A 26605-nucleotide genomic window follows, 5' to 3' on the forward strand; every position below is an offset into this window, starting at 1 on the left:
AGGAACCCCGTGCCGTCCCACGACGACATCACCGACGCCTATCCGCTGACCCTGCTCCAGTCCGGCATGCTGTTCCACAGCCACGCCGACGCCGACACCCCCACCTACCACGACATCTCCGCCGTACGGCTGTCCGGCCGGTTCGACGAGGCGGCCCTGCGCGCCACCCTCGCCGGGGTGATCGAGCGCTCCGACATCCTGCGCAGCTCCTTCGACCTCACCCGCTTCAGCACACCGGTGCAGCTGGTGCACGCGTCCGTGCGGACCCCGCTGACCGTCGAGGACCTGCGCGGACTGGACGCGGCCGAGCAGGAGCGGCGGGTGGCCGCGTGGACCGAGCGGGAGAAGGCGACGCCGTTCGTGCTGACCCGGGCCCCGCTGCTCACCGTGCACGTGCACGTCCTCGCCGACGACGACTTCCGGCTCAGCCTCAGCTTCCACCACGCGATCCTGGACGGCTGGAGCCTGTCCCTGGTGACCAACCAGCTGATCACCGGCTACGACGCCCGGCTCGCCGGCCGCCCCGACCCGGCGACCGCCCCCGTCACCCGGTTCCGCGACTACCTGGCGCTGGAGCAGGAGGCCCTGGCGAGCGAGGAGTCCCGCGCCTACTGGGCGGGCCTGCTGCAGGACACCGACTTCACCGGCCTGCCCCGGCGCGCGGACGCCGGACTCAGTGCCGTACGCGAGGCCCGGGTGCACGACGTACCGCTGCCCGAAGGCCTCGGGGAGAGGCTGCGCGCGGTGGCCGCCGAGGCGCGGGTGCCGGTGAAGGCGGTGATGTTCGCCGCGCACGCCCGCGTGCTGTCGCTGCTGTCCGGCCGGAGCCGGGTCGTCACCGGACTGGTCGCGGGCGGCCGGCCGGAGACCGCCGACGGCGACCAGGTCGTCGGCCTGTTCCTGAACACCCTCCCGCTCGTCGTGGACGTCACCGGCTCCACCTGGCTCGAGCTGGCCCGCCGGGTCCACGCGGCCGAGAGCGGCGCCCTGCCGCACCGCCGCTACCCGATGGCCCAGATGCTCCGGGACCTGCGTCGGCCGGGCTTCTTCGAGACGGTCGTCGACCACCGCAGCTTCCGCGGCTACGACATGGAGCTGGAGCACCTGGCCGTCACCGGCGGCGAGTTCTTCGAGCAGACCAACTTCCCGTTCACCGCCAACTTCGGCACCGACCCGGTCACCGGCCAGGTCCGGCTGCGCGTCAACTACGACGCCGCCGAGTTCACCGACGCCTGGATCGCCGGCGTCGGTGGCCACTACGCCGACGCCCTCGACGCCCTCGTCACCGACCCGCACGCGGCCGTGCACGCCACCGCGCTGCTCCCCGGCGCCGACCTCGACCGGCAGTTCACCGAGTGGAACGACACCGCGGCCGGCTGGGACCTCGACCGCACCCTGCCCGAGCTGCTCGCCGAGCGCGCCGCCAAGCACCCCGACCGGATCGCCGTACGCTTCGGCGACACCGCCCTGACCTACGGCGAGTTCAACGCCTGGGCCAACCGGCTCGCCCACGAGCTGCGCGCCCTCGGCGTCGGCCCCGACACCCTGGTCGGCGTCCACCTCCACCGCTCGGCCGAGCTGATCGTCGCCCTGGCCGCGGTGCTGAAGGCGGGCGGCGCCTATGTGCCTCTGGACCCCGGATACCCGCGCGAGCGCCTGGAGTACATGCTCGACGACGCCCGTGTCCCCGTCCTGCTGACCGGACCCGGGCTCGCCGTGCCCGCCGTCCCCGAGGGCACCGCCGTCCTCGAGGTGGACCGGTCGGTCGCGGCCGGCCGGCCCGGGACCGACCCGCTGCCGCAGGCCGGGCCCGAGCACCTGGCGTACGTCATCTACACCTCGGGCTCCACCGGCCGCCCCAAGGGCGTGCAGATCCCCCACCGCGCGCTGCTCAACCTGCTGTTCTCCTTCGGCCGCGACCTCGAACTCACCGAGGAGGACCGGCTGCTGGCCGTCACCTCCCTCTCCTTCGACATCGCCGCCCTGGAGGTGTACCTGCCGCTGCTGACCGGCGCCGAGCTGATCGTCGCCCCGGACATCGCCGTCGACGGGCCCCGGCTGCGCGCGGCGGTGGAACAGTCCGGCGCGACCGTCGTGCAGGCCACCCCGTCCAGCTGGCGGCTGCTGATCGAGGCGGGCCTGACGGGCGACGAGCGGCTGCGCGTGGTCTCCGGCGGCGAGGCGCTGCCCGAGGACCTCGCGCGGGAACTGACCGCCCGCTTCCCGGTGGTGTGGAACGCCTACGGCCCCACCGAGACCACCATCTGGTCCTGCCTGGACCGGGTGCGCCCCGGCGAGCCCGTCACCCTCGGCCGTCCGATCGCCAACACCCGCGTCTACGTCCTCGACGAGTCGTACGCCCCGGTCCCCGAGGGCGTGCCCGGCGACCTCTACCTCGCCGGCGACGGACTGGCCCGGGGCTACTCCCGGCGCGGCGACCTGACCGCCGACCGCTTCGTGCCCGACCCGTACGCCGGCGCGGTGGCCGAGGGCGCCCGGATGTACCGCACCGGCGACGTGGCGCGGTGGCTGCCCGACGGACGGCTGGAGTTCCTGGGCCGCTCCGACCACCAGGTCAAGGTGCGCGGCTTCCGCATCGAACTCGGCGAGATAGAGAACGTGCTGGCCCGGCACCCCGCCGTCGGCCGGGTCGTCGTCATGGCCCGCCGGGACCAGCCCGGCGACGCCCGCCTGGCCGCCTACCTCACCCCCGAGGGCCCCGCCGCGCCCACCGCGGCCGAGCTGCGCGAGCTGGCCGGCGCCGCGCTGCCCGAGTACATGGTGCCCAGCGCCTTCGTCGTCCTCGACGCCTTCCCGCTCACCCCCAACGGCAAGGTGGACCGGCTGGCGCTGCCCGCACCCGGCCGCGAGGAGACCACCGCCGGTGCCTTCGTCGCGCCCCGCACCCCCACCGAGGAGGCGATCGCCGCGATCTGGCGGGACGTCCTCGGCGTGGCGCGGGTCGGGGTCACCGACGCCTTCCTCGACCTCGGCGGCAACTCCATCTCCGCGCTGCGCGTCATCATGCGGCTGCCGGAGATCACCGACGCCGAGGTGCCGGTGGCCGCGCTGTTCGAGGGCGGCACGATCGAGAGGCTCGCCGCGATCGTCACCGGCGAGCGGCAGCAGGCGGCGTCCACGCTGGTGCCGCTGCGCTCGACCGGCACGAAGGCGCCGTTCTTCCTGGTTCACCCGCTGGGCGGCAGCGTCTTCTGCTACTCCGAACTCGTCGGCGTCCTCGACCCCGACCGCCCGCTGTACGCGTTCCAGGCACCGGAGTACGCCGGCCCCGACGTGCCCCGCCCGGACAGCGTCGAGGAGATCGCCGCCCTGTACCTGTCCGAGGTGCGCGCGATCCAGCCCGAGGGGCCGTACTTCCTCGGCGGCTGGTGCATGGGCGGCATGGTCTCCTACGAGATGGCCCGCCAGTTGGAGGCCGCCGGCGAGGAGGTCGGCATGCTGACGATCATCAGCGCCAGCATCGACGACCCGGTCCCGCCGCGCTACGCCACCAGCGAGTCCGCCGCCATCCTCGGCGCGTTCGCCGGCCGGCTCGACGTCACCGAGGCCGAACTGGAGGCCCTCGACCCCGAGGCCCGCCTCGCCCATGTCGTCCGGCTCACCCAGGGCACCAGCGACGAACGCGCCGACGCCCGCTCGGTGGAGGACCTGCGCCGCCTGGTCCAGCTGTACACCCGGCACGCCCGCGCCCTGCTCGCCTACCGCGACACCCCGCGCGAGCCGCTGCGCGCGGACGCGGTGCTGATCCGGGCCGAGACCGAGCTGTTCGACGGCTGGCACATGGGCTGGCAGCCGCGGGTCGGCGGCACGCTGCTGATCGACGAGTCGCCCGGCGACCACTTCAGCATGCTCGAACAGCCGAACGTCCCCGAGGTCGCGCGCCGCCTCGAGGACGCGGCCGCCGGCCGCCCGCACGGCGTCCCCGCCGCATCCTGAGCCCGATCAACTCCCCCACGCGTAGGAGCACTTCATGACGGACGCCACGACCGGCGCCGCGACCGCGGCGGAGGCGGCGGCCCCGCCCACCCCCAGCGTCTGGCGCAACACCGACTTCGTCCGGCTGTGGACCGGGCAGACCGCCTCCCTGTTCGCCGCCCAGGTCAGCGAACTCGCCCTGCCCCTGGTCGCGGTGCTGGCCCTGGCCGCCACCTCGGCGCAGGTCGGTCTGCTCACCTCGGTGGTCAAACTGCCGTATCTGCTGGTCTCGTTGTTCGCGGGCGTGCTCGTGGACCGGGCCCGGCGCAGGAACATCCTCATCGTCACCGACCTCGGCCGCGCCCTCGTGCTGTCCGTCGTGCCCGTCCTGTACTGGACGGACCGGCTCGGCATCAGCTGGCTGTACGTCCTCGGTTTCCTGGCCGGCTGCGGCAGCGTGCTGTTCGACGTGGCCGGGCAGGCCTATCTGCCCCGGCTGGTGGAGCGCGAGCAGCTCACCCGGGGCAACTCGGCGCTCGGCGCCAGCCAGTCCGCCGCCACCATCGGCGGCCCGGCGCTCGGCGGTGTGCTCGTGCAGTGGCTGACCGCGCCCGTCGCGGTGCTGGCCGGCGCGCTGTCCTACCTGGTCTCCGCGCTGACCGTCGCCACCATCCGGCACCAGGAGGACAGGGCGGAGCAGGCCGAGCGGGTCACCCCCGCCGGGACGCTGCGCGAGGTGTGGGCGGGTCTGAAGTTCGTGTTCGGCAACGAGCCGCTGCGCGCCATGACGGTCATGGCGTCCATCTTCAATCTGTCGTTCACCGCGCTGGAGGTCGCCTTCGTCCAGTTCATGCCGCGCACCCTGGGTCTGAGCGCGGGCGAGATCGGCCTGGTGATGGCCGCGCTCGGCCCCGGCTTCCTGGTCGGCGCGGCCTTCGCGGGCCGGCTGCCGCAGCGGTTCGGCTACGGCCGCACCATGCTCACCACCGCCGCGATCGCCAACCTCGTCATGCTCGGCATCTCCACCGTGCACGGCTCCGGGTTCCTGGCCGTGGGCACCCTGATGCTGATCAACTTCCTGTTCGCGTCCTTCGGCGTCGCCAACAACGTCACCGTGCTCAGCATCCGGCAGACCCTCACCCCCGACTCGCTGCAGGGCCGGGTCGCCGCCACCAACCGCTTCGTCGCCATGGGCATCGCCCCGGTCGGCGCCCTCGCCGGCGGCCTGCTGGGCGGCGCCGTCGGGCTGCGCGCCACGGTCCTGGTCGCCGCGATCGGCCTGTCCTCGGCGCTGGTCCCGCTCGCCCTGTCCTCGCTGGCCCGGATCAGGTTCGACCTGCCCGCCCAGATCCCCCTGACCAAGGAAGAAGAAGTCTGATGCCCGAGTCGTACGACACCCCCGAGCCCCGCCACCTGGTGGTCGTCAACCACGAGGAGCAGTACTCGGTGTGGCCCGCGCTGCTGCCCGTGCCCGACGGCTGGCGCGCCGAAGGCTTCGAGGGCACGCGCGCCGAGGCCCTCGCGCACATCGAGACCGTCTGGACCGACCTGCGCCCGCTCAGCCTGCGCTGACCGGCACCGACCCGCCCGAGAGGCCCCGCGATGGACTTCAGTCTCTTCTACTTCGCCGACGGCAGCGTCGGTGACAGCGACGCCGGTGACAGCGGCGGCGGCCGCTACGACCTGCTGCTCGAAGGCGCCAAGTACGCCGACACGCACGGCTTTTCGGCCGTGTGGACCCCAGAGCGCCACTTCCACCCCTTCGGGGGGCTCTACCCGAACCCGTCCGTGACCGGCGCCGCCGTCGCCGCCGTCACCGAGCGGGTCGCCGTCCGCGCGGGCAGTGTGGTCGCTCCGCTGCACCACCCGCTGCGCATCGCCGAGGAGTGGTCGGTCGTCGACAACCTCTCCGGCGGCCGGGCCGGTCTGTCCCTGGCCTCCGGCTGGAACGCGGTCGACTTCGCGCTGCGTCCCGAGGGCTACGCGGGCCGCAAGACCGCCGTCATCGAGGCCGTGGGGCAGGTGCGCGCCCTGTGGCGGGGCGAGCCGCTGGCCGTCACGGACGGCGCCGGCAACCCGGCCGAGGTGCGCGTCTTCCCGCCGCCCGTCCAGCGCGAGCTGCCGATCTGGGTGACCAGCGCGGGCGGCGCGGAGACGTTCCGCGCGGCGGGCGCGGCGGGCGCCGGGGTGCTCACCCACCTCCTCGGCCAGGACATCGACCAGCTCACCGAGAAGATCGCCCTGTACCGCGAGGCGCTCGCGCAGCGCCCCGGCCACGACGGCCGGCCCGGCCATGTGGCCCTGATGCTCCACACCTACCTCGGGGATGACCCGGAGAAGGTGCGGGAGACGGTCCGCGAGCCGTTCACCGCGTACCTGAAGAGCAGCTTCGGGCTCATCGCCCGCTCGGCGGGCAGCATCCTGTCCGGCTTCGACCCCGACAAGCTGCGCGAGTCCGACATCGACTTCCTGGTACGGCGCTCCTTCGACACGTACTACAACACCAGCGGCCTGTTCGGGACGGTGGAGCAGGCGTCGGCGGTCGTGGAGCGGGCGCGCGCCGCGGGCGTCGACGAACTGGCCTGCCTGATCGATTTCGGGGTCGGCAAGGACGAGGTGCTGACCGGCCTGGACCACCTCGACGCCCTGCGCGAGGCGACCACGTGACGCGCACGGCGGGGCCGGTTCCCCAGCGTGCCGACCACGCTCGCGGACGGCGAGCCGTACGACATGACGGCGGGCCCTTCACGACCCCCTCGCCCACCCCGGTCACGGTCGGCCTCGGCGCCCGGGCCCACACCCATGCGCTGCGCCCGGGCCGGGTCGCACCGCCCGAGCTCAGCGACCGTCAGACGGCCGCCGCCCGCGGGTCCGTCGGCCCGGCGCGCTCCGCCGATCCTGCGCGGCCCGCCGATCCGGCGCTGCTCGTCGGCTCGGCCGCGGTCGTCGGTGAGACCTGGGCGGTGGCCGCGGTCGCCGGCTGTCCGGTGCCGGCCGACGGTTCCTTCAGCACCCCCGACCCCTCCCTCAGACCTTCCGGACCCCTCGGAGTACGACCATGAGCAAGGCATCCATCGCCCGGGACCCGCGGGACTCGCGGGGACCGGCCCGGCCGGTGCCGGGCGCGGTGCGCGGCGGCACGCTGCGCATCCTGCGCGACGCCGACTACGACCACCTGGACCCGCAGCGCGTCCAGACCCTTCAGGCGACCGCGCTCGGCCACCTCCTCTTCCGCACCCTGACGATGTTCGCCGAGGACGGCGAGGGCGGCTGGCGGCTGGTCGGCGACCTCGCCGAGCACCCCGGCCGGGACGTCGACGGCGACGGCCGTACCTGGGAGTTCACCCTCAAACCCGGCCTGCGCTACGAGGACGGCCGCGAGATCACCGCGGCGGACGTGGCCCACGGCATCGCCCGCTCCTTCGAGGAGAGCCTGGCCGGCGGCCCCCACCACCTGCAGGACTGGCTGGGGGCCAACGGCCCCTACGCGGGCCCCTTCACCGACGGCACCGACGAGGTGCCCGGCCTGGAGGTGCGGGACGCGCGCACCCTGGTGTTCCGCTTCCCCGAGCCGCGCCCCGACCTGCCGTTCGCCGCGGCCCTGGTGACGACCGTGCCGGTGCCGCGGGACGCCGACACCGGCGAGAGCTACGGCAAGGCGCCGCTCGCCTCCGGCCCGTACCGCATCGCCGAGCACATCGCCGGACAGCGCCTGGTCCTGGAGCGCAACCCGCACTGGGACCCGGCCACCGACGCCGTACGGCACGACCACCCGGACCGTGTCGAGATCGAACTGGACGTCGACGCCGCCGCCCAGAACCGGCGCGCCCTCGCCGACGAGGGTCAGGACGCCTTCGCCGTCGCCGAGAACACCGCCCCCGAGGAGGTCGCCACGGAGCTGCTGGCCGACCCGTCCCTCGGCCCCCGGCTGCGCCGCGACCGCACCCCGCTCGTCTGGTACCTGGCGATCAACACGGCCCGGGTGACGGACGTGGAGGCCCGCCGGGAGATCGCCCGCGCCCTGGACAAGGAGGCGGTGCTCGGTGCGATGGGGGGTGCCACGCAGGGCGAGATCACCCACACCATCCTCTCGCCCGCGACCCTCGGTCACCGTCCCTACCCGGACCCGCACGCGGGCGGCCCGCGCGGTCTGCCGGACAGCGCGTACGCCCGCCCGCTGCGGCTGCTCAGCCGCGACGGCGCGTACTTCACCGCCGGCGCCCGCGAGGTCCAACGCTCCCTCGAGGCGGCCGGCTTCGCCGTCGAGCTGGTGGAGATCGAACGGCCCCGGCACAACGCGGCCGTCCTCACCCGCGGCCATGACCACGACCTCTACCTGATGTGCCAGGCCGCCGACTGGCCCGGCGCCTCGACCCTGCTCACCGGGTTCGACGGCCGCACCCTGCGCGCCACCGGGAACGCCGACTACACCTACCTCGACGACCCCGAGGTCAACGCCGAGATCGCCCGCGTCTCCGCCCTGCCCGCCGACCTCGCGGCCCCCGAATGGGCCGCGCTGGACGAGATACTGACGACCCGTCACGTCCCGCTGGTGCCGGTCTTCTCCTACGTCCACCTGGCGGTGCGCGGCTCACGCGTGGGCGGCGTGTTCACGTCGTCGTTCCTCGGCACACCGGTGTACTACGACGCGTACGTCACCGCCGACACGGAGGGCGCCGCCCATGGCTGACGTGCGCACGCTGTACGAGCGGTTCGCCGCGTCGGCCGAGGCGCATCCCGGGCGGACCGCGCTGGAGACGGGCGGCCGGGCCCTCGCATACGCGGAGCTGCGCCGCCTCGCCGAGCACACCGCCGCCCGGGTGCTCGGCGCCCTCGGCGGCCGCCGCCCGGAGCGCCTCGGCGTCCTGGCCAACCGGAGCGTCGCCGCGTACGCCTCCTACCTGGCCGCCCAGCGGTTGGGCGCGGCCGCCGTACCGCTGGGTCCGCAGGTCGCCCCGGCCCGGCTCACCGCGATCGCCGAGGCGGCGGGGCTGGACGCGGTGCTCGCCGAACCGGAGAGCACGGACCTGGCCGACGCGACCGGATTCCCGTGCCCCGTCCTGCCGTTCACCGAGCCCGGCGCCACGGAGGCCTTCGCCGCCCTGCCGCCGTACGAGGCCCGCCCCGGCGCGCTCGCCTACATCGTGTTCACCTCGGGCTCCACCGGCACCCCCAAGGGTGTCCCGGTGACACAGCGCAACACGGCGGCCGTACTGGACTACGCGGTCGACCGCTACGGCATCGGCCCCGAGGACCGTGTCTCGCAGACCTTCGACCTCACCTTCGACCCGACCGCGTGGGACATGTTCACCGCGTGGAGCGCGGGAGCCGCGCTGGTGGTGCCGGACCGCGGCGAGCTGGTCCGCCCGGCCCGGTTCATCCGCGAGCACCGGATCACCCACTGGTTCTCCGTCCCGTCGCTGATCGGCTACGCCCGGCGGCTGCGCGACCTCGCCCCCGGCAGCATGCCCGGGCTGCGCTGGACCCTGTTCGGCGGCGAACCGCTCACCCTGGACCAGGCCGCGGCCTGGCAGGCGGCGGCACCCGGCAGCGTGCTGGAGAACCTCTACGGCCCCACCGAGGTCACCGTCTCCTGCACCCAGCACCGGCTGCCCGCCGACCCCGCCGACTGGCCCGCCACCGCCAACGGCACCGTGCCCATCGGCACGCCCTACCCGCACCTCGACGCCCTCGTCCTGGACGACGAGGGCCACCCGGCGGACGAGGGCGAGCTTGCCCTGCGCGGCCCGCAGCGCTTCCCCGGCTATCTCGACCCCGCCGAGAACACCGGCCGGTTCCTCCGCTTCGACGGGCTGCGTGCCACGGTGCACGAGGAGCCCGGGGCGCCCGGCCCGGAGCTGTACTACCGCACCGGCGACCGGGTCCGGCGGGGCGCCGACGGCTCACTGCTGCACCTGGGGCGCCTCGACCAGCAGGTGAAGATCCGCGGCCACCGCATCGAACTGGGGGACGTCGAGGCCGCCCTGCGGTCGGTCGACGGGATCGCCGAGGCGGTGGTGAGCGTCCGCACGGCCGAGGGCGCCGAGCCCGCCCTGGAAGCCGCCTACACCGGGGACGCCCAGGACCCCCTGACCCTGCGCAGCCAGCTGGCGGAGCGGCTGCCCGCGTACATGCTCCCGAGGTCCTTCACCCACTTGGACGCCTTCCCGCTCAACGCCAACCGCAAGATCGACCGCAGGGCGGTCGGCGCCCTTCTGTCCGCCCAGGGATGACAGGCGGGTCGGGGCTTGCTTCCCCCCTCCCCGCATGGGGGAGGATGGCGGCATCCAATGAAGGGAAATTCACGGTGAGCATCGACCCGTCCTCGATTCCGAACTTCGGGGGCCAGCCCGAACCGCAGCCCCAGGGACCGGCGGGCCCCGTCCTCCCGGATCAGGACCTCGTGAAGCAGCTCCTCGACCAGATGGAGCTGAAGTACGTCGTCGACGAGGAGGGCGACCTCGCGGCTCCGTGGGAGCAGTTCCGCACGTACTTCATGTTCCGTGGGGAGGCCGACCAGGCGGTCTTCTCGGTGCGGACCTTCTACGACCGCCCGCACAAGATCGACGAGAAGCCGCAGCTGCTGGAGTCCGTGGACGACTGGAACCGCCGCACCCTGTGGCCCAAGGTCTACACCCACACCCACGACGACGGCACCGTCCGCCTCATCGGCGAGGCCCAGATGCTGATCGGCACGGGCGTCGACATCAACCACTTCGTCTCCTCGACGGTCAGCTGGGTGCGGGCCGCGATCGAGTTCGACAAGTGGCTGGTCGAGCAGCTCGGCCTGGAGCAGGAGGTCGACGAGGCGGAGCAGGGCGACGAGGGGGACACCCCCGAGAGCGACGAGCAGTAGTCCTCACAGCGGCGTGTGCGCGTACACGACCAGGTACGCGCCGTAGAGATAGCTGAACCCGGCCAGGGTCGCGACCAGCACGGTCGTGTGCCAGGGCCGGGTTCTCGCCGTTCGCACCAGCAGGTGCGCGAGCGGCAGCAGCAGCGGGAACGCCGGCAGCAGGAACCGCGGCTTGGACTCGAAGAAGCCCGATCCGCCGAGCGCGATCAGCAGCAGCACCCCGCTGTGCACGAGCAGTGGCAGCGGGGCGCGGTCGAGCAGCAGCAGGACGTACAGCACCACCCCGGCCGCCACGATCAGCAGCGCCACGGAGAACGTGAACCGGCTGCCGTGCGCCGCCATCAGACGCAGGGAGTGCAGCGAGCCCCGCCCGAAGTCGAACCTCGAGCCCCACTGCCGCTGCACCTCGAAGTAGCCACCCAGCAGATCGCCCTCGCGCCGGCCGACCCACAGCACATACGCCGTCCAGCCCAGCGGGGCGAGCGCCGCGCCCGTCCACAGCCTGTGGGAAACTCTTCCGCGCCGCCGGACGGCCTCACAGCCGGCCGTGGCCAGTACGGCGGCGGCGACCGCGAACCCGTTGGGCCGGGCCAGCCCCGCGAGCGCCGCCAGCGCGCCCGCCCACAGCCAGTTCCCGGCCAGCAGCGCGTACAGCGACCAGGCCGCGAGCGCCGTCAGCAGCGGCTCGGTGTACGCCATCGACAGCACCACCGAGTGCGGCAGCAGGCCCCACAGCAGCACCAGCGCGATCCCGGTGGCCCGGCCGTGCAGCCGGGAGCCGACCGCGTAGATCCCGGTGGCGGCCACCACGGCCGCCGTCCACGAGATCAGCAGCCCGGCCGCGCCCCCGGTGAGCGGCAGCACCGCCGTCAGCGCCCGCACCAGCACCGGGTACAGCGGGAAGAACGCCAGGTCACTGTGGACGCCCGGGGCGGTGGAGGGCAGGTCGTGGCCGTAGCCGTGCGTGGCGATGCCCAGGTACCACACCGAGTCCCAGGACCGGCCGAGCAGCGCGAGCGGGTTCCGGCCGGTGAGCTGCGCGACGAGGGTGAGCACGGCGGCGCCGGCGAGCCGGGCGCCGAGGAAGAGACCTAGGGCGACCAGGCGCTGCGCCGGTTTGGGCGGGGCCAGGACGGTGCTGAGGGTTCTGACGGTGCTGGCGTGGGTCACATCTGAGCACCTTGCGTGACGGTGCGTGGGGGTGTGCGGTGACGCGCCGTTGTGCTGCCTGCCGTCGCCCGTCTGCGGGTCTCGTTCTTACATCGTGCGCAGGCGCTCCGCCGCCTCCCGGAGAATTTCCTCTCTCTTGCAGAACGCGAACCGCACGAACGGCGCCCCCGCCTCCCGGTCGTCGTAGAACACCGCGTTGGGGATGGCCACCACCCCCGCCCGTTCGGGCAGCGCGCGGCAGAAGGCGAAGCCGTCCTTCTCGCCGAGGGGGCGGATGTCGGTGGTGATGAAGTAGGTGCCGGCCGGCTGGAAGACCTGGAAGCCGGCCGCCGTCAGGCCCTCGGCCAGGATGTCGCGGCGGGCCAGCATGGAGCGGCGGAAGTCCTCGAAGTAGGAGTCGGGCAGGGCGAGGGCCTCGGCGACCGCGTACTGGAAGGGACCCGAGGAGACGTACGTCAGGAACTGCTTCACCGAGCGGACCGCGGTGACCAGCTCCGGCGCGGCCGTCACCCAGCTCAGATTCCACCTCCCGCAGGCAGGTGAGCGAGACCTCAGCGGTGCCCCCGTCCATGACGGGCACGGCTTCGTCCGGGCCGGTACTCGGGTGTCTCACAGGCCGGTGCGGAGCTGCTAGACCAGCTCTCCGCTCACTCCGGAGTTGCCTTGCGGCTCGCCTCGGCGAACGGGCGAGGACTGTCCGGCGCGCAGCCCCTCGGGTGATGACCCAGCCGCCCGGAGTGATCTGGGCGCAACGTAGGAGGGGAGCGTGACTCAGCCGCAAACCAACGCGGGCCCAGTGCCTCGGCCTTCTCAGCCGCACGGAGTGATGATCTCCCAGTCCTTTGCGGGGTCCCCGGTCAGCAGGTACTCACTCAGATACATGCCTGTGTCCTCGTGAAGGTCGTCCTCCGGGTCCCAGACAGATTCGCACTCGGGGCAGAGGAAGAACCTCTGGCCCGTGTCCTTGCGCTCGTAACAGAGCACCCAGTCCTGGGCGCAGTGCGCGCAGGCGACCTTGTCCATGGGTTCCAGCTCCTCGGTGGTACGAGCGCCCTGCTGGTTGACCGACACTGCCATGGCGCGCCGGCTCCATGCCCTTTTCCAGGGCATGAGGACTACGTCTCCTCGGCCTTCTCGTCCCGACTGCTGCACTCACCCCTTGCTGCGCCGTACGAGGGGACGGAATGCGGCGAGGGCAGCTTCCCAGTCGGATGCGACCGGGTCTTCCGGGGGGAGGGCGGGACCCAGGTCTTCTGCCGCGCGCAGCACGGCTGAGGCGAGCTCCGGCGCCGTCGTCCGTGCGACGACGCCGCTCTTGCCAGCGACCGGCAGGCCGTCTTTGGTCCGTCGCACGACAAGACCGAAGGAGGTGTCGGCACCGGTGAAGCTCAGCACACGGGCGTTGCCCTGGAGAAAGGCACCCAGGCTGTCCAGCAACTGGACGACCGAAAGGTAGATCATCATGCCCTGATCGGGGACGTGGCCGGCCGAGTCGGCCGTGCCGAGGTCCCCGGTGAAGGCCATGTCTCCCAGATCGAAGCCGCTGGCGTCGCCCTGGCCGGGTCGTACGGTGAACTGCACAGTGATCACGGTGTGTAGCTCTTTCCTACCGGGAAGAAGGTGATGACGCGGTTTCCGTCCTCGGAGTCGACGATGAGCCGATACCGGGCCGACATGCCGTTCACGGTCATCCTCTTCTCGAAGGTCTGGATCCGGCGCGCGGGATCCGATACCCGCTCCGTTCTCCAGCCTCGGAGTGGTGCGGCACAGCGCGAGACCGTATGGGTCCGTCCAGGTGAGCGGATGAGGGCCGTACCAGTACGGGTTCGAGCCGGCTTCCAGACCGAGCGGGTCCGGGGAGAGGTACGCCGCAGTCTCGGGGTCGTAGTAGCGGTGGAGGTTCTGGTTGAGGCCGGATTCCGCATCGGCGTACTGGCCGGGGAAACGCAAGGGGCAATCCACGGCCTCGGCATCGTCCGCAGGTGTCGGATACCGTGTGCCCCACAGGGCGGTACGCCTTTGCCAGCCGACGTCACCGTCGGAGGAGACGAGTTCGGCCGGGGTGCCGATCACGTCCGTGATGACAGCGTGGAAGCGAGTGGTGTGGTCGGCCGTGGTCTCCTCGGCGAGCCGGGTGAGGAAGGACGCACCTGTGGGAACGACCACGTGCCTGCTGCTGGTCTGGGCGACGGGGCGGTGCGTGCCGGGGGCGTAGTCCCACGTCGTGACCCTGCCGTCCGCGAGGATCTGCTCGGCGAGCAGAGTCTCCTCCCACGTGAAGTCCGTCCGGTCGACCTCCGAACCGTCCGGCAAGTGCCTGAACTTGGCGATGCGCCGGCCCAGCGGGTCGTAGACGTACCGCCATCGGTCGCCCTCGGGCGTGACGACCTCGACGAGCCGGTCCTCCGCGTTCCAGGCGTACGCCCACGTCTTCGCCTGTCCGCTCAACAGCTTGCGCGTTTTGTGGGTCCGGCGGCCCTGGGAATCGTAGGTGTACGTGGTGTCGCCCGCCCGCCGGATCAGCATGCCGTCGATGTCACGACCACCGGCGGCGGCGTGGCCGGCCGCGGACGCGTCGGTGAGGTTGCCTGCGCTGTCGTAGGCGTAGGTCTCGCTCCAGCCGTGGGCTCGTACACCCGTCACTCGGCCCATGGTGTCGAGGTCGAAGCGACGTGTGCCCGTTGCGAGTTCTCGGATCTCGGTCAGGTGACCGTCGGCTCGGTATGCGTACGCGCGGTGCTGCAACAGGTTGTGCGCACCCGCCGTAAGGGATTGGGCGGTGAGGCGGTCGACCTCGTCCCAGGTCTGCGTGAGTACCACACCGCTGCCCAGGTGACGTCGTGTCTCGCGCCCTGCCGCGTCATGCGTGAAGGTCAGCACTCCCACTTCGGACCGCAGCTGTGTCGGCATGCCCGCCGGGTCGTATGTCCAGTGCGAGGCCGGCCCCGACGGGGTCTCGCGTCGAACCCGGCGTCCTAGGGCGTCGTAGGCGTATGTGGTGGTGCGGCCGTTGATGGTCTCGCTCACTATGCGGCCCATCGCATCCCTGGTGAACGCGACGTCCGCGTCCGCGTTCACCGCCTGCGCGAGGCGGCCATCCGCCGCGTAAGCGAATGTCGTGACGTCGTCCGCGTCCGACCGTTGCTCCACCAGCCGCCCCAACGGATCCCGCGCGAAGCGCAAAGTCTCCCCGGCTCCGTTGGTGCGTGCGGTCACCCGCCCCGCCGCGTCGTGCGTGTACGTCAGCGTGCGGCCGTTGAAGTCCGTCTCGGTCACGAGACGACCGGACTCGTCGTATGTGTACGACCAGGTGCGGCCCTGCGCGTTGGTGACCTCTGTCAGGCGTAGTTCCGTGTCGTACGAGAAAGCGTATTGGGCACCGTCCGGGTCGGCGGAGGGAGGGCGGGCGCAGCAGCAGCGGGGTGGTGTCGGCGAGGCCGCCTTCCATGCTTGCCTTCAGCAGGCCGTCGCCCGCTCCGAACGCGCCGCCGAAGATCATGCCGTCCTTGGCGGCCTGGTTGACCTCGTCCAGGCTGAAGCCGTGTTGCAGACCCGCCGCCATCTGCAGCGGCTGGGCCACGGCGGCGTCGATGGTGACCGACTCGACGCCGCCGAACGCGACGCCGGCAAAGGCACCTCCGATGATGTCGGCCACCACGGCGGAGACCCCGACGCCTATCGTGGCGCCGAACTCGATGACCGCGTCCGCTGCCGCTGCCGCCGCCCCGGAGGCGATGCCCGCGGTCATGATGGCCAGCGCCACACCACCCGCGATCACGGCCGCGTCGATGGCTATCCGCGTCCAGAGCTTGTTGATCGCGTCGTCGATGCCGTCGGCGAACTTGTCCAAGCCGTTGGCCATGTCCCGCGAGGACTCCGCGAGGTCACTCAGCCAGCCGCTGTGCTGGTCGGTGGTGTAACGGCCCCAGAACTTGCGGAACGCCTCGATGGACTCACCCGTGTTGTTGTGGATGATCCCGGACGCGCTGCGGTGCACGGGGGAGCGGACGTCATCCACCGAGTGGGCGAACGCACGCCAGGCTTTGGCCGCGTCCCTCAGTTTGTCGGGGTCGGCCTCGGGCCACCACAGGCCCATGTCGAGAAGGATGTGGCGGGCTTTGGACTCAATGCTCACCGGCACCGTCGCTCTGCTTGGGGGTCTTTATTTCGGTGAACATGCCGGCGATGAGCTGGTCGTTGTCCACGTGTCCGTCGGCCATGTCGGCCATGGCTTCGTTGATGCTCGTCAGGCCGAGTACGAGGATGCCCGCGGCGCTCTCGATCTTCTTCTGGTTCGGCTTGTAGACGCCGCCGAACTGGTTGCCCTGGTCGTCGTGGCCCCAGGGCTCGCCGAGGCCGTCCAGGGTCTTGATGAGGGTGGTCAGGGCCTTGCTCAGATCGAAGGCCCCCTGGTGGAAGGCCGGTGCCGCCGCCTTGATGTCGGCGGTCTTGATGTCCAGCACCTTGCCCGGGACTTTGCCGTCACCCATCGCTGTCGTCTCCCCCCGGTTCGCAACCGCGGCTTCTGACCCTAGGGGAGGCGGGTCAAGGAACGGTCATATTCAAGGCGTGGGACCTGCGTTCGCCTCATGGAGGTCATGCGCGGCGGCACCGCTCAGTGGCCGGTCTCGCCGCATCTTCCACCATCGCGAGAATGGCCATGAGCTCAGTCAGCCAAGCGTCGCAGGCGGCTGGTGGCCGTTTGGAGGACGTCGTCCCTCTTGCAGAAGGTGAATCGGACCTGGCTGCGGCCGGCGTCGGGGTCGTCGTAGAAGACGGAGTTGGGGATCGCGACGACGCCACAGCGTTGGGGGAGCGCGCGGCAGAAAGCGTAGGCGTCCTTCTCACCGAAGGGGGAGATGTCGGTGGTGATGAAGTACGTGCCCTGGGGCTGGTAGACCTCGAATCCGGCCGCGCGCAGGCCGTCACCGAGTAGATCGCGCTTGCGGCGGAGGTCGGCGCGGAAGCTGTCGAAATACGTGTCCGGCAGACGGAGCGCTTCTGCGATCGCGTACTGGAAGGGGCCTGCGCTGACGTAGGTGAGGTACTGCTTGGCCGTCCGGACGGCGGCGACGAGCGGGGCGTCCGCCGTGATCCAGCCAACCTTCCATCCTGTGAAGGAGAAAGTCTTGCCGGCGGAGGAGATGGAGACGGTGCGCTCGCGCATGCCGGGCAGGCCCGCGATGGGGCGGTGTTTGCCGTCGTAGACGAGATGCTCGTACACCTCGTCGGTGACGACGAGCAGGTCGTGTTCGACGGCGAGTGCGGCGATGGCGCTCTGCTCTTCGGCGGTGAGCACCATCCCGGTCGGGTTGTGGGGAGTGTTGAGCAGAAGGAGGCGTGTCCGGGGGGTGATCTTGGCTCGGAGTTCGTCCAGATCCGGGCGGAAGGACGGCGCGCGCAGAGTGAGCGGTACCCGCTGCGCGCCGGCCATCGCGATGCAGGCCGCGTAGGAGTCGTAGAAGGGTTCGAAGGCGATCACCTCGTCACCAGGCTCCAGCAACGCGAGCATGGACGCGGCAATCGCCTCTGTCGCACCTGCAGTGACCAGGACTTCCGTGTCCGGGTCGAAGCTCAGGTCGTAGAAGCGGTGCTGGTGTTCGCTGATGGCCGTGCGCAGCTCCGGGATGCCCGGGCCCGGCGGGTACTGGTTTCCCCGGCCCTCGCGCAGCGCTCGCACGGCCGCCTCTCGTACGGACTCCGGTCCGTCCGTGTCAGGGAAGCCCTGACCCAGGTTGATCGCGCCCGTCGCGGTTGCCAGTGCCGACATCTCCGCGAAGATCGTCGTCCCGAGCCCGTCCAGCCTGTGGTTCAGCAGCGGCCTGCCGCTCATTTCTCCACCATCCTCACCCGAGCACCCTGCTATTCGTCGATCCCTCGGGGCCATCCTTGCCGATGCCCGACCGGGCGTTCACGCGGCGAGGGCCCAATAGGTAGGCGAAGGCGGATTGACCCAGCCGACCGTCCAGCCGGTGAAGGAGAAGGTCTTGCCGGCCGAGCCGATGGTGACCGTGCGCTCGCGCATCCCGGGGAACGTGGCGAGCGGCACGTGCTCGGCGTCGTCGAAGACCAGGTGCTCGTAGACCTCGTCCGTCACCACCAGCAGATCCCGCTCGACCGCCAGCTCGGCGATCGCGGCCAGCTCCGTGCGCGTGAGGACCGTACCGGTCGGGTTGTGCGGGGTGTTGATCAGCAGCAGGCGGGTGCGGTCCGTGATCGCCGCGCGCAGTTCGTCCAGGTCCAGGCGGAAGGAGCCGCTGTCCGGGCGCAGGGTCACCGGGACCCGGCGGCCGCCCGCCAGGGCGATGCTCGCCGCGTAGGAGTCGTGGTACGGCTCCAGGGCCACCACCTCGTCGCCCGGCTCCAGCAGCGCCAGCAGTGAGGCGGCGATCGCCTCCGTCGCGCCCGCCGTGACCAGCACCTCGGTGTCGGGGTCGTGGATCAGTCCGTAGCGCCGCCGCTGGTGCGCGGCGATCGCGGTGCGCAGCTCGGGGATGCCGGGGCCCGGCGGGTACTGGTTGCCACGGCCCTCGCGCAGCGCCCGTACGGCGGCCTCCCGGACCTCCTCGGGGCCGTCGGTGTCGGGAAAGCCCTGCCCCAGGTTGATCGCCCCGGTCGCCGTGGCCAGGGCGGACATCTCGGCGAAGATCGTCGTACCGAACTCGGCCAGCCGCCGGTTCAGGTGGGGGCGCGCGGTGGAGGTCATGCCGGTCATCCTGCGCCCAAGCTCTGGAGTTCCTCAACTCTGCTTTCAGCCCGCGGGCGGCCGGGCATCCCCCGTTCACCGCGGTCCACGGGGGCCGTTTCGGGGGAACGGAAGGAGGGTGACGCCATGTTCACCGGCATCATCCTGGGGCTGATCGTGGTCCTGTTCGTGGTCGGTGTGCGGACCGCGCGGAACCGGCGGCGGGCCGGCCGGCGGTACGCGGGCGGGTACGGCCGCTCGCGCGGTACGTCGTCCAGCGGGTCGTCCGGCTCGTCGTCCAGCGACGCCTATGCCGCCGGCGGCAGCTGGTGGGCGGGCAGCACCGACTCGGGTTCGTCCTCGGGGAGTCACGGGGGACACGGGGGACACGGGGGACACCACGGTGGCCACCACTCGTGCGGCGGCGGCCACTCCTGCGGGGGCCACTCCTCCTGCGGCGGGGGTTCCTCGTGCGGCGGCGGGGGCGGATGCGGGGGAGGCAGCTGACACGGGGCAGCTGAGCTTCCGGGGTTCCGGGGGAACCGCATCCGGACCGCACGACGGGCGCCCGCCGGGCGAAGACAGCCGGCGGGCGCTCGGCCGTGCGGGCGCGCGCCCGGCGTACGCCATGGTTGAACAGTTGAACTGTGGAGCCCTCTGAGGGATGGAAACCCCACGAAGTTGGGTAAAAACGCTGTCGCGGCCTCTCTGTTCATGATTCCCTCTAAAACGCCAATGCAGCCCCTCGGACGTCCCGCAGACTCCCCCCGCCGGTCGGGACGGCCGGGATGCCGACCTGGCTGACATGGCCGATCTCCCCCCTTCGTGCGTTAGCGGAGCCGATCCATGCTCACGACCCTGAACACGTCCTACACCGATACGCGCGCCGCCGACCTCGCCTGGGCGCTGGGACGCGAGCCGCTGCCCGCACTGGCCACCCTCGACCTCGAACTCACAGGCGTGAAGCTCCAGTTGAGACTGCTCGGCGCGTCCCACCAGGTGCTGCTGGAGGAGGAGCGCGGCATGTGCTCGGAGACGGTCGCCTGCATCCCCGGCTCCAGTACCCCGCTGCCGCTCGGCGTCGCCAAACGCGTCGGCGACTGGGAGTACGAGTTCGCCGCCCGCGTCGAACTGCTCACGCCCGGCTCGTTCGCGGGCCGCGCCCAGGAGTTGCTGGCGCTGGTCTCCGACCATCCGCATGGCCTGGCGGGCGTCTTCCCGGGCAGCCCGCACGCCTTCACCGCGATGCTGGCCCAGCGTCACGGCGGGCAGGTGCACTGGCGGACCTGGCACGCCTACCCGCAGGACGGCCAGTTGGTGGCCACCCGCACCCGCGTGGGCGCGCGGGCGTCGACTTCCGCCGCATAAACGTGTTCGGCTTCAACTCGCTTCAGATCCACACGTGTGGGTGACGAAGCGTGCCGAGCGCGTGACGTAACGTCGCAGAGTGATCGAACCGCACGCCCCCGCGCCCCCGGGCGCCCCGCCCCACTGGACAGGCCCGGCCCGGCTGCCCGTGCGGCCCGGGACCGGGCGGTTCCTGGTCCTCGTGTGCGTCTTCGTCTGCGCGGCCTGCGGGCTCGTGTACGAACTCGAACTCGTCGCGTTCGCCTCGTACTTGATGGGGGACTCGGTCACCCAGGCCTCCGTCGTGCTGTCCGTCATGGTGTTCGCGATGGGCGTCGGCTCGCTCGGCGCCAAGCGGCTGCGCTGGCACGCGGCGGCCGGCTTCGGCGCCATCGAGACCGCCCTCGCGCTCGTCGGCGGGTGCAGCGCGATGGCGCTGTACGCCGTCTTCGCCTGGACCGGCGGCTGGGGCGGGGTCTGGGCCGACGGCCCGCGCTGTCTGCTGGTCGCCTTCTCCCTCGCCATCGGCCTGCTCATCGGCGCCGAGGTCCCGCTGCTGATGGAGCTGATCCAGCGCATCCGGCACCAGGACGCGGGCGGCGCGGTGGCCGACCTGTTCGCCGCGGACTATGTCGGCGCGCTGGTCGGCGGCCTGGCCTTCCCCTTCCTTCTCCTGCCGTTCCTCGGCCAGTTGACGGGCGCGCTGGTCACCGGCACGGTCAACGTGGTGGCGGGCGGCGCCCTGGTGCTGGGTCTCTTCCGCCGCGACCTGTCCCGCCGGGCCCGCTGGACCCTGCTCCTCGTCGGCCTCACCGTGCTCGCCGTCCTCGCCTCCGCCGCCGCCCTCGCCGACGAGTTCGAACGCGCCGCCCGGCACGCCGTCTACGGCAGGGACGTCCGGGTCGCCGTGCAGACCGACGTACAGGAGGTCGTCCTGTCCGGCGGCACCGACGGCAAGCCCCTCGACCTCTTCCTTGACGGCCGGCTCCGCGTCGGCGGCCGCGACGAACGCCGCTACCACGAGGCCCTCGTCCACCCGGCCCTGTCCGGCGGCCCCCACGCGCGCGTGCTCATCCTCGGCGGCGGTGACGGCATGGCCGCCCGCGAGGTGCTGGGCGCGCGCGGGGTGCGCCGTGTCGACCTCGTCGAGATCGACGCCGGCCTGGTCCGCCTCGCCCGCCACGACCCCGGCCTCGCCGCCGCCAACGGCCACGCCTACGACGACCCCCGCGTCCACGTCACCACGGCCGACGCCTTCGGCTGGCTGCGCGGGGCGCCCGCGGCGGCGTACGACGTCGTGATCGCCGACCTGCCCGACCCCTGCATCACCGCCAGCACCAAGCTGTACTCCCAGGAGTTCTACGGCCTGGCCCGCCACGTCCTCGCCCTCGGCGGCCGGCTCGTCGTGCACGCCGGGGCCGTCACCACCCGCCCCCAGGTCTTCTGGACGGTCGACGCGACCCTCCGCGCGGCGGGCTTCACCACCTCCCCCTACCGGGTCCTCGGCCACGACTCCGGCTTCGCGGCCGGCCCCGACCGCTCGGCCGGCGCCTCCCGCGCCCCGCACGACTGGGGCTTCCTGCTGGCGGCGCCGGGGCCCACCGCGCCCCCGCTGCGGCTCGGCGCCGGGCGGTCGGCCACCGTGACCGGGGCCGGCCTCGCGGCGGACGCGACGGCGGCCGAGCGGACCCGGATCCCGGGGCTTCCCGCCTCGACGCTGGTGCATCCGCGGTACTGACCGTTTCGTGACGCGGGGGTACGTCCAGGCCACACCTGGGTAGGCTCAGCGGACATGGAGCACCAGGTCTTCGTCCCGGTCCCCGCCGAGCGACTCCGCGCCGCCCTCGCCGACCCCGCCCGCGCCGCCCGCGCGATCCCCGGCCTGCAGCAGGACGCCGGTGCCGACCCCGTCGCCGGACGCCTGAAACTGCGCGTCGGCGGGCACTCCGTCACCTACCGGGGGGCGGTACGGATCACGCCCCGCGAGGACGGCGGGTACGACGTGACGGGGGAGGCCACCGAGGCCCGCGGCACCGGCACCGTGAAACTCGCCCTCACCCTGCGCCTCGCGGACACCGAGGGCGGTACGACGGTCACGGCCGAGGGCACGGCCGAAGCGGACGGCCGCATCGCGGAACTCCCGGCGGAGACGGTGAGTTCGGCGGCGGTCCGGTTGCTGAGCCGTTCCCTGGAGAACCTGGCGGAACCTGAACCGGAGCCGGAGGCGCAGCGGCCTGAGCCCGAGGAGGCGCAGGAGGCCCACGAGGCGCCGGAGGAGCAGGAGGCGGCAGCCTCGGTCTTCGACGCCGAGGTCCCCCCGTCCTCGCTCGAACCGGACTTCGCCGACACAGGCGAACCCCCCGCCGAGGCCGCGCACGCCCGCCGCACGATGATCGGCCGCAGTGCCGAGGAGGTCGACCACGCCCCGCCCCGCGGCCGCTACGCCCCGGTCCCGGCCCCCCAGACGGTCACCGCGAACCAGACCCTGCGCTGGGCGGCCCCGGCGGCGGCACTGGCACTGGCGTCGGCGATCGTCGTAGGTAGGGCACTTCGTAAGCGCAGGTGAGTACTGTCATCCCGTGAGTAACGAAGACATCACGCTGACCGCGGGGAACGCGGAAGTACGCGTCAGCCCCGCCCACGGCGGCCGTATCAGTGGCCTCAAGGTCGACTCCCTGGAACTGCTCCGCCAAGGGGACCGCTTCGGGTGTTTCCCGATGGTCCCCTGGTGCGGCCGTACCAAGGAGGGCCGGTTCCTCGACGGCGGCACCCTCCGCCAGATGCCGCTGAACTCCCCGCCGCACGCCATCCACGGCACCGCCCGCGACGGCGCCTGGAAGATCGCGCGCGTCGCGGAGAACGAGGCGGCGATCACGTACGACCTGGTCGAGCCCTGGCCGCACCCCGGCCGCGTCACCCAGGTCGTCACGCTCACCGAGGACAGCCTGACGCTGACGATGTCGGTGGAGGCGCGGGACGACTCCTTCCCGGCGCAGATCGGCTGGCACCCGTGGTTCAACCGGAATCTCGGCGGTCAGGACGCGACCCTCGACTTCGAGCCCGCCTGGCAGGAGGAGCGCGGCGCCGACCACCTCCCCACCGGCAACCGGATCGAACCGAAGCCCGGCCCCTGGGACGACTGCTTCGGCATGCCCGACGGCGTCGACGTCACCCTCACCTGGCCCGGACAGCTGGAGCTGAAGGTGACCAGCCGCGAGGAGTGGGTCGTCGTCTACGACGAGCAGGCCGAGGCCGTCTGCGTGGAGCCGCAGACCGGCCCGCCCAACGGCCTGAACACCCTTCCGCGCCTGGTCACTCCGCTGGAGCCGCTGGAGGCTGCCACGACCTGGAGCTGGCGGCGCCCTTAAGCTGGTCGGCATGACGGACGTACGCGGCGCGCTGCTGCAGCAGATCAAGGACAAGGCCGTGGTGCACGGCAAGGTGACCCTCTCCTCGGGTCTGGAGGCCGACTACTACGTCGACCTGCGCCGCGTCACGCTCGACGGCGAGGCCGCCCCGCTGGTCGGTCAGGTGCTGCTGGATCTGACGGCCGACCTGGAGTTCGACGCGGTCGGGGGCCTCACCATGGGCGCCGACCCGGTCGCGGCCGCCATGCTGCACGCCGCCGCCGCGCGCGGGAAGCGGCTGGACGCGTTCGTCGTACGCAAGGCGGCGAAGGCGCACGGTATGCAGCGGCGGGTCGAGGGGCCGGAGATCGCGGGCCGCCGGGTCCTGGTCGTCGAGGACACCTCCACCACCGGCGGCTCCCCGCTCACCGCGGTCGAGGCCGTGCGCGAGGCGGGCGCGGAGGTCGTCGCCGTCGCCACGATCGTGGACCGGGCGACCGGCGCCGCCGAGAAGATCGAGGCCGGCGCGGGTGTTCCGTACCGTTTCGCCTTCTCGAAGGATGAACTGGGTCTGGACTGACGACGCGGATCGACCTGGACTTGACCGGCGCATGGACCATCGGTCCATGTCTGGAAAGATGGGGACGACGATGACGTCACCCCCAAGGTCTAGGTCAGGGCCGTAACGCAGCACCTCTCACCCGCAACACAAGGAGCGGACAGATGCCCATCGCAACCCCCGAGGTCTACAACGAGATGCTCGACCGGGCGAAGGCAGGCAAGTTCGCCTACCCGGCCATCAACGTCACCTCGACCCAGACCCTGCACGCCGCCCTGCGCGGTTTCGCGGAGGCCGAGAGCGACGGCATCGTCCAGATCTCCACGGGTGGCGCCGAGTTCCTGGGCGGCCAGTACAGCAAGGACATGGTGAGCGGCGCGGTCGCGCTCGCCGAGTTCGCGCACATCGTCGCCGAGAAGTACCCGGTCAACATCGCCCTGCACACGGACCACTGCCCGAAGGACAAGCTCGACGGGTACGTACGTCCCCTGCTCGCGATCTCCGAGGAGCGCGTGAAGGCCGGCCGTAACCCGCTCTTCCAGTCGCACATGTGGGACGGCTCCGCCGAGACCCTGGCCGACAACCTGGCCATCGCGCAGGAGCTCCTCGAGCAGGCCCGCCGCGCCAACATCATCCTCGAGGTGGAGATCACCCCGACCGGCGGCGAGGAGGACGGCGTCTCGCACGAGATCAACGACTCCCTGTACACGACCGTCGACGACGCGATCCGTACCGCCGAGGCCCTCGGCCTGGGCGAGAAGGGCCGCTACCTGCTGGCCGCGTCCTTCGGCAACGTCCACGGCGTGTACAAGCCGGGCAACGTCGTGCTCCGCCCCGAGCTGCTGAAGGAGCTGAACGAGGGCGTCGCCGCCAAGTTCGGCAAGGCCTCCCCCTTCGACTTCGTCTTCCACGGCGGCTCCGGCTCCACCGAGCAGGAGATCCTCACCGCGCTGGAGAACGGCGTCGTGAAGATGAACCTGGACACGGACACCCAGTACGCGTTCACCCGTCCGGTCGCCGCCCACATGTTCCAGAACTACGACGGCGTCCTGAAGGTCGACGGCGAGGTCGGCAACAAGAAGGCCTACGACCCGCGCACCTGGGGCAAGCTGGCCGAGGCGTCCATGGCCGCGCGCGTCCTCGAGGCGACGAAGAACCTGCGCTCGGCGGGCAACAAGATCAAGTAACCCGTGCCTTTCGGTGGGCCCGGTGACTGTCTACGTCACCGGGTCCGCTGTATATCTGGGGACATGCCCGATGTCCGGCTGGCCTCGCCCCAGGGCAAGTGGATCCTGCTCACCACGGTCCTCGGCTCCAGCATGGCCCTGCTGGACTCGACCGTCGTCAATGTGGCGCTGCCGCGCATCGGCCGCGACCTGGGTGCGAGCCTGGCCGCCCTCCAGTGGACGGTCAACGCGTACATGGTCACGCTGGCCGGTCTGATCCTGCTGGGCGGCTCGCTCGGCGACCACTACGGCCGCCGGAAGATCTTCGTCCTGGGTGTGGTGTGGTTCGCGGCGGCGTCCCTGCTGTGCGGCCTGGCACTGAACCCGGCCATGCTGATCGCCGCGCGGGCCCTGCAGGGCATCGGCGGCGCGCTTCTCACGCCCGGCTCTCTGGCGCTGATCCAGGCGTCCTTCCACCCCGACGACCGGAGCCAGGCGGTCGGCCTGTGGTCGGGCTTCGGCGGGATCGGCGCGGCGGTCGGCCCGTTCCTGGGCGGCTGGCTGGTGACCGGCCCCGGCTGGCGCTGGGTCTTCCTGCTGAACGTCCCGCTGGCGCTGCTGTGCGTCCCGGTGGCCCTACGGCATGTCCCCGAGTCCGCGGACGGCGGCAGACACGCCCGCTTCGACGCCCTGGGCGCGGCCCTGGGCGCCCTGGCCCTGGCGTTGCTGACGTACGCGCTGATCGAGGCCAGGGAGGGTTCGCTGGCGGTGACCCTGAGCGCGGTCGCGGGCCTGGCGGCGGCGGTGGCCTTCGTCCAGGTCGAACGGCACCGCCCGGACCCGATGCTCCCGCCGGACATCTTCGCCTCCCGCCAGTTCACCGCGGTTAACCTGGTCACCCTGTGCGTGTACGCGGCGTTCGGCGGTTTCTTCTTCCTGGTGGCGCTCCAGCTGCAGGTGGTGACGGGGTACTCGCCGCTGGCGGCCGGTACGGCGTTGCTGCCGACGACGGCCCTGATGCTGCTCTTCTCCGCCCGCTCGGGTGCCCTGGCGGACCGCACGGGCCCGCGCCTGCCGCTGACCGTCGGCCCGCTGCTGTGCGCGGCGGCGATGCTGCTGATGCTGCGGGTGGGGCCGCACGCCTCCTACCTCACGGACGTCCTCCCCGCCCTGCTGGTGATGGGCGCCGGCATGGTCACCCTGGTCGCCCCCCTGACGGCCACGGTCCTTGCCTCGGTGGACACCACCCGCGCGGGCCTGGCCAGCGGCGTCAACAACGCGGCGGCGCGGGCCGCCGGCCTGATCGCGGTGGCGGCCCTGCCCGTGCTGGCGGGGATGGGGCCGGAGGCGTACCGGATGCCTACGGCGTTCGATACGGCGTTCCGGCGGGCGATGCCGATGTGCGCGGGGGTCCTGGTGCTGGGCGCCGCGCTGGCCTTCGCACTGGTCCGACGCCCGGCCCCGGAGTGCCGCCACCCGGAATGCCGGACCCATGGGTGCGTGACGGCTCCGCCGCTGGAGGGACGGGGACAGCCCTAG

Annotated in this window: 22 protein-coding genes and 3 pseudogenes; 17 read left to right on the forward strand and 8 right to left on the reverse strand. The window is 72.1% G+C overall.

Annotated elements, in window-relative coordinates; genetic code table 11:
- Positions 1 to 9 precede the first annotated feature (9 nt).
- From ACH47Z_RS18940 to ACH47Z_RS18975, 8 genes are all read left to right on the forward strand, one after another.
- Positions 10 to 3957 carry an amino acid adenylation domain-containing protein gene (locus ACH47Z_RS18940; RefSeq protein WP_399074943.1) on the forward strand — a complete coding sequence of 1316 codons (3948 nt, stop codon included), beginning with the start codon at positions 10 to 12 and terminating at the stop codon, positions 3955 to 3957.
- A 34-nt stretch (positions 3958 to 3991) separates the two neighbouring features.
- A complete protein-coding gene (locus tag ACH47Z_RS18945; protein WP_399074945.1) occupies positions 3992 to 5314 on the forward strand; it encodes an MFS transporter in 1323 nt (440 codons plus the stop codon).
- Positions 5314 to 5508 (forward strand): MbtH family protein, encoded by a 195-nt coding sequence (locus ACH47Z_RS18950; RefSeq protein WP_399074946.1) that lies wholly within the window; start codon positions 5314 to 5316, stop codon positions 5506 to 5508. The genes ACH47Z_RS18945 and ACH47Z_RS18950 overlap by 1 nt, the downstream gene beginning before the upstream one ends.
- 30 nt (positions 5509 to 5538) lie before the next feature.
- Positions 5539 to 6603 (forward strand): MupA/Atu3671 family FMN-dependent luciferase-like monooxygenase, encoded by a 1065-nt coding sequence (locus tag ACH47Z_RS18955; RefSeq protein WP_399074948.1) that lies wholly within the window; start codon positions 5539 to 5541, stop codon positions 6601 to 6603.
- Positions 6600 to 6998, forward strand: a complete 399-nt coding sequence (locus ACH47Z_RS18960) for a hypothetical protein (RefSeq protein WP_399074950.1) — start codon at positions 6600 to 6602, stop codon at positions 6996 to 6998. Before ACH47Z_RS18955 ends, ACH47Z_RS18960 begins: the two co-directional genes overlap by 4 nt.
- Positions 6995 to 8626, forward strand: a complete 1632-nt coding sequence (locus ACH47Z_RS18965) for an ABC transporter substrate-binding protein (protein WP_399074952.1) — start codon at positions 6995 to 6997, stop codon at positions 8624 to 8626. Before ACH47Z_RS18960 ends, ACH47Z_RS18965 begins: the two co-directional genes overlap by 4 nt.
- Positions 8619 to 10169, forward strand: coding sequence for an amino acid adenylation domain-containing protein (locus ACH47Z_RS18970; protein ID WP_399074954.1), 1551 nt, complete (start codon positions 8619 to 8621; stop codon positions 10167 to 10169). The genes ACH47Z_RS18965 and ACH47Z_RS18970 overlap by 8 nt, the downstream gene beginning before the upstream one ends.
- Positions 10170 to 10243: 74 nt before the next feature.
- Positions 10244 to 10792, forward strand: a complete 549-nt coding sequence (locus tag ACH47Z_RS18975; protein WP_399074956.1) for a YbjN domain-containing protein — start codon at positions 10244 to 10246, stop codon at positions 10790 to 10792.
- Positions 10793 to 10795: 3 nt separating this feature from the next.
- Here the strand turns inward: ACH47Z_RS18975 and ACH47Z_RS18980 are convergent, their stop codons facing one another.
- From ACH47Z_RS18980 to ACH47Z_RS19000, 5 genes and pseudogenes are all read right to left on the reverse strand, one after another.
- Complete coding sequence (locus tag ACH47Z_RS18980) at positions 10796 to 11962, reverse strand: mannosyltransferase family protein (RefSeq protein ID WP_399074958.1); 1167 nt, start codon at positions 11960 to 11962, stop codon at positions 10796 to 10798.
- Positions 11963 to 12049: 87 nt separating this feature from the next.
- Positions 12050 to 12487: pseudogene (locus ACH47Z_RS18985) on the reverse strand (aminotransferase class I/II-fold pyridoxal phosphate-dependent enzyme); the annotation flags it as partial.
- A gap of 285 nt (positions 12488 to 12772) precedes the next feature.
- Positions 12773 to 13039, reverse strand: coding sequence for a hypothetical protein (locus ACH47Z_RS18990; protein ID WP_399074959.1), 267 nt, complete (start codon positions 13037 to 13039; stop codon positions 12773 to 12775).
- 75 nt (positions 13040 to 13114) lie between these two features.
- Complete coding sequence (locus ACH47Z_RS18995; RefSeq protein WP_399074961.1) at positions 13115 to 15238, reverse strand: RHS repeat-associated core domain-containing protein; 2124 nt, start codon at positions 15236 to 15238, stop codon at positions 13115 to 13117.
- Positions 15239 to 15256: 18 nt separating this feature from the next.
- Positions 15257 to 15304, reverse strand: a pseudogene (locus tag ACH47Z_RS19000) (hypothetical protein); the annotation flags it as partial.
- Positions 15305 to 15314: 10 nt separating this feature from the next.
- Here ACH47Z_RS19000 and ACH47Z_RS19005 point away from each other — a divergent pair.
- Entirely contained in the window at positions 15315 to 16136 is an 822-nt protein-coding gene (locus ACH47Z_RS19005; protein WP_399074963.1) for a hypothetical protein, read from the forward strand.
- Here ACH47Z_RS19005 and ACH47Z_RS19010 read toward each other — a convergent pair.
- The 3 genes and pseudogenes from ACH47Z_RS19010 to ACH47Z_RS19020 all read right to left on the reverse strand — a co-directional run.
- A complete protein-coding gene (locus tag ACH47Z_RS19010) occupies positions 16087 to 16452 on the reverse strand; it encodes a hypothetical protein (RefSeq protein WP_399074965.1) in 366 nt (121 codons plus the stop codon). The two genes, ACH47Z_RS19005 and ACH47Z_RS19010, sit on opposite strands and share 50 nt — an antisense overlap.
- A gap of 176 nt (positions 16453 to 16628) precedes the next feature.
- Positions 16629 to 17795, reverse strand: coding sequence for a pyridoxal phosphate-dependent aminotransferase (locus ACH47Z_RS19015; protein WP_399074967.1), 1167 nt, complete (start codon positions 17793 to 17795; stop codon positions 16629 to 16631).
- Positions 17796 to 17912: 117 nt separating this feature from the next.
- Positions 17913 to 18677 (reverse strand): annotated as a pseudogene (locus ACH47Z_RS19020) (aminotransferase class I/II-fold pyridoxal phosphate-dependent enzyme); the annotation flags it as partial.
- Positions 18678 to 18794: 117 nt separating this feature from the next.
- Here ACH47Z_RS19020 and ACH47Z_RS19025 point away from each other — a divergent pair.
- The 8 genes from ACH47Z_RS19025 (at position 18795) to ACH47Z_RS19060 (ending at position 26605) form a co-directional block, all read left to right on the forward strand.
- The gene (locus ACH47Z_RS19025) at positions 18795 to 19154 is read left to right on the forward strand and encodes a hypothetical protein (RefSeq protein ID WP_399074969.1); all 360 of its coding nucleotides are present in this window, start codon (positions 18795 to 18797) and stop codon (positions 19152 to 19154) included.
- A gap of 339 nt (positions 19155 to 19493) precedes the next feature.
- Positions 19494 to 20015 carry a DUF2617 family protein gene (locus ACH47Z_RS19030; RefSeq protein ID WP_399074971.1) on the forward strand — a complete coding sequence of 174 codons (522 nt, stop codon included), beginning with the start codon at positions 19494 to 19496 and terminating at the stop codon, positions 20013 to 20015.
- A gap of 79 nt (positions 20016 to 20094) precedes the next feature.
- The gene (locus ACH47Z_RS19035; RefSeq protein WP_399074973.1) at positions 20095 to 21732 is read left to right on the forward strand and encodes a polyamine aminopropyltransferase; all 1638 of its coding nucleotides are present in this window, start codon (positions 20095 to 20097) and stop codon (positions 21730 to 21732) included.
- A gap of 54 nt (positions 21733 to 21786) precedes the next feature.
- Positions 21787 to 22560: an SRPBCC domain-containing protein gene (locus ACH47Z_RS19040; protein ID WP_399074975.1), complete on the forward strand. Its 774-nt coding sequence runs from the start codon at positions 21787 to 21789 to the stop codon at positions 22558 to 22560.
- 13 nt (positions 22561 to 22573) lie between these two features.
- Complete coding sequence (locus tag ACH47Z_RS19045; RefSeq protein WP_399074977.1) at positions 22574 to 23362, forward strand: aldose 1-epimerase; 789 nt, start codon at positions 22574 to 22576, stop codon at positions 23360 to 23362.
- A 10-nt stretch (positions 23363 to 23372) separates the two neighbouring features.
- The gene (gene pyrE, locus ACH47Z_RS19050; protein ID WP_399074979.1) at positions 23373 to 23921 is read left to right on the forward strand and encodes an orotate phosphoribosyltransferase; all 549 of its coding nucleotides are present in this window, start codon (positions 23373 to 23375) and stop codon (positions 23919 to 23921) included.
- Positions 23922 to 24064: 143 nt separating this feature from the next.
- Positions 24065 to 25087 (forward strand): class II fructose-bisphosphate aldolase, encoded by a 1023-nt coding sequence (fbaA, locus tag ACH47Z_RS19055; RefSeq protein ID WP_399074981.1) that lies wholly within the window; start codon positions 24065 to 24067, stop codon positions 25085 to 25087.
- 63 nt (positions 25088 to 25150) lie between these two features.
- Positions 25151 to 26605 carry an MFS transporter gene (locus ACH47Z_RS19060; protein WP_399074983.1) on the forward strand — a complete coding sequence of 485 codons (1455 nt, stop codon included), beginning with the start codon at positions 25151 to 25153 and terminating at the stop codon, positions 26603 to 26605.

This window comes from Streptomyces sp. NPDC020192 (assembly GCF_044388685.1).
Taxonomy (GTDB): domain Bacteria; phylum Actinomycetota; class Actinomycetes; order Streptomycetales; family Streptomycetaceae; genus Streptomyces.

What these genes read in the sequence shown, in the direction of transcription:
- ACH47Z_RS18945 (WP_399074945.1), top strand. Translation starts at nt 3,992, where the DNA reads ATGACGGACGCCACGACCGGCGCCGCGACCGCGGCGGAGGCGGCGGCC.
- ACH47Z_RS18950 (WP_399074946.1), top strand. Translation starts at nt 5,314, where the DNA reads ATGCCCGAGTCGTACGACACCCCCGAGCCCCGCCACCTGGTGGTCGTC.
- ACH47Z_RS18955 (WP_399074948.1), top strand. Translation starts at nt 5,539, where the DNA reads ATGGACTTCAGTCTCTTCTACTTCGCCGACGGCAGCGTCGGTGACAGC.
- ACH47Z_RS18965 (WP_399074952.1), top strand. Translation starts at nt 6,995, where the DNA reads ATGAGCAAGGCATCCATCGCCCGGGACCCGCGGGACTCGCGGGGACCG.
- ACH47Z_RS18970 (WP_399074954.1), top strand. Translation starts at nt 8,619, where the DNA reads ATGGCTGACGTGCGCACGCTGTACGAGCGGTTCGCCGCGTCGGCCGAG.
- ACH47Z_RS18990 (WP_399074959.1), bottom strand. Translation starts at nt 13,039, where the DNA reads ATGGCAGTGTCGGTCAACCAGCAGGGCGCTCGTACCACCGAGGAGCTG.
- ACH47Z_RS19010 (WP_399074965.1), bottom strand. Translation starts at nt 16,452, where the DNA reads ATGGGTGACGGCAAAGTCCCGGGCAAGGTGCTGGACATCAAGACCGCC.
- ACH47Z_RS19015 (WP_399074967.1), bottom strand. Translation starts at nt 17,795, where the DNA reads ATGAGCGGCAGGCCGCTGCTGAACCACAGGCTGGACGGGCTCGGGACG.
- ACH47Z_RS19025 (WP_399074969.1), top strand. Translation starts at nt 18,795, where the DNA reads ATGTTCACCGGCATCATCCTGGGGCTGATCGTGGTCCTGTTCGTGGTC.
- ACH47Z_RS19030 (WP_399074971.1), top strand. Translation starts at nt 19,494, where the DNA reads ATGCTCACGACCCTGAACACGTCCTACACCGATACGCGCGCCGCCGAC.
- ACH47Z_RS19040 (WP_399074975.1), top strand. Translation starts at nt 21,787, where the DNA reads ATGGAGCACCAGGTCTTCGTCCCGGTCCCCGCCGAGCGACTCCGCGCC.
- pyrE (WP_399074979.1), top strand. Translation starts at nt 23,373, where the DNA reads ATGACGGACGTACGCGGCGCGCTGCTGCAGCAGATCAAGGACAAGGCC.
- fbaA (WP_399074981.1), top strand. Translation starts at nt 24,065, where the DNA reads ATGCCCATCGCAACCCCCGAGGTCTACAACGAGATGCTCGACCGGGCG.
- ACH47Z_RS19060 (WP_399074983.1), top strand. Translation starts at nt 25,151, where the DNA reads ATGCCCGATGTCCGGCTGGCCTCGCCCCAGGGCAAGTGGATCCTGCTC.